Annotated in this window: 5 protein-coding genes; all 5 read left to right on the top strand. The window is 63.0% G+C overall.

Features of this window, described 5'->3' with window-relative positions; genetic code table 11:
- Positions 1 to 573 (top strand): ABC transporter substrate-binding protein (locus tag OC610_RS24140; RefSeq protein ID WP_264431438.1); only part of this gene is annotated, 573 nt, incomplete at its 5' end.
- 63 nt (positions 574 to 636) lie between these two features.
- Positions 637 to 1,482: an ABC transporter permease gene (locus tag OC610_RS24135; RefSeq protein WP_264431437.1), complete on the top strand. Its 846-nt coding sequence runs from the start codon at positions 637 to 639 to the stop codon at positions 1,480 to 1,482.
- A gap of 3 nt (positions 1,483 to 1,485) precedes the next feature.
- A complete protein-coding gene (locus OC610_RS24130) occupies positions 1,486 to 2,199 on the top strand; it encodes an ABC transporter ATP-binding protein (protein ID WP_264431435.1) in 714 nt (237 codons plus the stop codon).
- 121 nt (positions 2,200 to 2,320) lie between these two features.
- Positions 2,321 to 2,482: a hypothetical protein gene (locus OC610_RS24125; protein ID WP_264431434.1), complete on the top strand. Its 162-nt coding sequence runs from the start codon at positions 2,321 to 2,323 to the stop codon at positions 2,480 to 2,482.
- A 53-nt stretch (positions 2,483 to 2,535) separates the two neighbouring features.
- Entirely contained in the window at positions 2,536 to 3,126 is a 591-nt protein-coding gene (locus OC610_RS24120; protein WP_170866797.1) for a helix-turn-helix domain-containing protein, read from the top strand.
- Positions 3,127 to 3,155 lie beyond the last annotated feature (29 nt).

The following is a 3,155-nucleotide window of genomic DNA, read 5'->3' as shown; positions in this document are numbered from 1 at the left end:
ATCGCCGCCACCAAGGGCACCGATCCCTACCTGTTCACCCTGCGCAGCCTGCAACAAGCCGGGCTGAAGAAAGACGATGTGGAACTGGTCCACTTGCAGCACCCGGACGGGCGCACCGCGTTGGAAAAAGGCGACGTCGACGCCTGGGCCGGTCTCGATCCGCACATGGCCGCCAGCGAAGTCCAGGCTGGATCGCGCCTGCTGTATCGCAACCCCGCTTTCAACAGCTACGGCGTGGTCAGCGTCACGGAGAAATACGCCCAGGAGCATCCGCAGACCATCGACACCGTGATCGCCGCCTACGAACAGGCCCGGACGTGGTCGGTGGAGCATCCGCAAGAACTGGCCAAACTGCTGGCCGACGAATCCGGGCTGCCGCTGGAGGTTGCCAAGCTGCAACTGTCACGCACCGACCTGGGCAGCCCGCAACTGAGCGCCAAGGATGTGCTGGCTTCCAAGGCGGCCGCGCCGATCCTGGTCTCCGAGGAATTGGTACGGCGCGGGGTGAACGTCGACCAGGTGATCGATCAACTGCTCGACACCGGGCGCCAGCAAGCCGTGGCCCGTCAATAACCCTTAGCCCAGGCGACAACCGATCCGCGCCTGGCGCGGATTCGGCATTGCCGGAGAATCGCCATGAGCAGCAACAGTAAAGACCTCTCCAACCCACACCTGGCCCTTTCCACAGCGGACAGAACGCCGCTGTTCGATGCCGAGCGCTGGCGACTGCGCCTCAAGGGATTGGCCCTTCCGGTGCTGATCATCGTTTTCCTGGAGATCATCGTGCGCATCGGTTGGCTGCCCGCCTACCAGATGCCGGCCCCCAGCGAGATCGCCCTGACCCTCGGCGACCTGGCCGAAGGCGCCCTGTGGAAGCACATCAGCGCCAGCCTGCTGCGGGTGCTGTCGGGCTTTGCCATCGGCGCCAGCCTGGCGTTGGTCTTCGCCGCCTGGGTTGGCCTGAGTCGGGAAGCCGAAGCCTACCTGGAACCGACCTTCGCGGGCCTGCGCTCGATTCCCAGCCTGGCCTGGGTGCCGTTGCTCCTGCTGTGGCTGGGCATCGACGAAACCTCAAAAGTGGTGCTGATCGCCATCGGCGCGTTCTTTCCGGTGTACCTCAATGGCGTGGCGGCGATTCGCAACATTGACCGCAAGCTGGTGGAAGTCGGCCACATGTATGGTTTCAGCCGTCGCCGCCTGGTGCGCCGGATTCTATTGCCCGCCGCCCTGCCCGGCCTGTTCACCGGGTTGCGCAGCGGCATGAGCCTGGCCTGGATGTTCCTCGTGGCCGCCGAGCTGATCGCCGCGACCAAAGGCCTGGGTTATCTGCTCAGCGATGGCCGCGAAACTTCGCGTCCGGACATCGTGCTGGCGGCAATCATCGTACTCGCCGTGCTGGGCAAGCTCAGCGACGGCCTCCTCGCCGGCCTGGAAAAACGCTTCCTGGCCTGGCGCGACACGTTCAACGGCACCGAGGACTGAGCCATGCCCCAAGCCCTGCTGGACATTCACGTGGCGCGCAAGAGCTTCGCGACCACCACCGTGCTCAACGACATCCACCTGCAACTGCGGCCTCGGGAAACCGTGAGCCTGCTGGGCCCCAGCGGCTGCGGCAAAAGCACCTTGCTGCGCATCGTTGCCGGCCTGGAAAAAGACTTCGAAGGGCAATTGCTCAGCCACACCGAACAGCTGGCCTTTGTGTTCCAGGAAGCGCGGTTGATGCCCTGGCTGACGGTGCAGCAGAACATCGGCTTCAGCGACGATGACCGCTATGACAAAGCCTGGGTCGCGCAGTTGATCGAAGAAGTTGGCCTCAGCGGCTTTGCCGACGCCTTGCCCAAGGCGTTGTCCGGCGGCATGGCGCAACGGGTGGCGATTGCCCGCGGCCTGTATTCGCGGCCGAGGGTGCTGCTGCTGGACGAGCCCTTCAGCGCCGTGGACGCTTTCACCCGGATGAAACTGCAAGACCTGTTGCTGCAATTGGCCGAGCGTCACGCCATCGCCCTGCTGCTGGTAACGCACGATGTCGACGAGGCGCTGTACCTGAGCGACCGGGTCCTGGTCATGGACAATCGCCCCAGCCGCATTCGCCAGGAACTGGCGGTGCAACTGCCGCACCCACGCGATCGGCGCGACCCGTTGTTGGCCCGGCTCAAGGCACTGGCGCTGACTGAATTGCATCGGGCTCACGTGATTTGACCAGGGCACTTCGCTAAGCATTTAAAAGCATTAATAAATAAAGAATCAGTATTTATGGTTATAACCATAACCACGTACTCTCAGCTCATCCCGTCCATTGGTCACGACAGTGAAGTGCCTTATGAAACCGACTGACAACGTTATCGACTTCGTCCAATTGCGCAAACGCAAGCAGGCCCAGCAACGGGCCCGGGCCATGTGGGAAATGTACGCGCGTAATGCCGGTTACCAGGCGTTCCAGTGGATCCAGGCATCCCAGCCGACCGCGACGTACCAGGCGTGAGCGCCCAGGAACCCTCGCGCTTTCTGGCGAGCACCGGCGAACCCGAAGTGGACCTGAACAATCTGGAAGCCTTGGATGAGGATCCGATCTGCGAACGGGTCGCGCAAAACCTGCAACGCCTGCGCGGCAAGCGACACTTGTCCCTCGACGCCCTTGCCCGCCAGTGCGGGGTTAGCCGGGCCATGCTGGCCCAGATCGAATCCGGACGCAGCGTGCCGTCGATCAAGGTGCTGTGCAAAATCGCCAAGGGTTTGAAGGTATCGGTCGCCGCGTTCCTCGAACACCGTGCGTTCGAAGGCGTGGCGGTGCTGTCGGTCAGCCAGAGCAAACGCCTGGTCAGCGCCAGTGGTGCCTTCGTCAGTCGCGCCCTGTTCCCGTTCGACGTGGCACGCCAATCGGAGTTCTACGAACTGCGCCTGGGCCCCTTGGGCGAGGACCAGTCCGAAGGGCACGGGCCTGGCGTGCAGGAGAACCTGGTGGTGTCCCAGGGTGTGTTGGAGATCAGTGTCAACGACGAGCGCTACCTGCTTTCCACGGGTGATTCGATTCTGTTCTACGCCGACCAGCCGCACCGATATCGCAACCCGGCCGACAGTGAAGCAGTGGCGTACCTGGTGGTCACCTATCCGGAACGCCTGGACTGAAGATGCTGTTCAAGGCAATCGACAAACCC

Source organism: Pseudomonas agronomica, from assembly GCF_025917275.1.
Classification (GTDB): domain Bacteria; phylum Pseudomonadota; class Gammaproteobacteria; order Pseudomonadales; family Pseudomonadaceae; genus Aquipseudomonas; species Aquipseudomonas agronomica.
The sequence above is the reverse complement of the archived record's forward strand: the minus strand, read 5'-3'. Positions and strand labels throughout refer to the sequence as shown.

Excerpts from the sequence above, each read along its gene's own strand:
- OC610_RS24135 (WP_264431437.1), top strand. The coding sequence starts at position 637 with ATGAGCAGCAACAGTAAAGACCTCTCCAACCCACACCTGGCCCTTTCC.
- OC610_RS24130 (WP_264431435.1), top strand. The coding sequence starts at position 1,486 with ATGCCCCAAGCCCTGCTGGACATTCACGTGGCGCGCAAGAGCTTCGCG.
- OC610_RS24125 (WP_264431434.1), top strand. The coding sequence starts at position 2,321 with ATGAAACCGACTGACAACGTTATCGACTTCGTCCAATTGCGCAAACGC.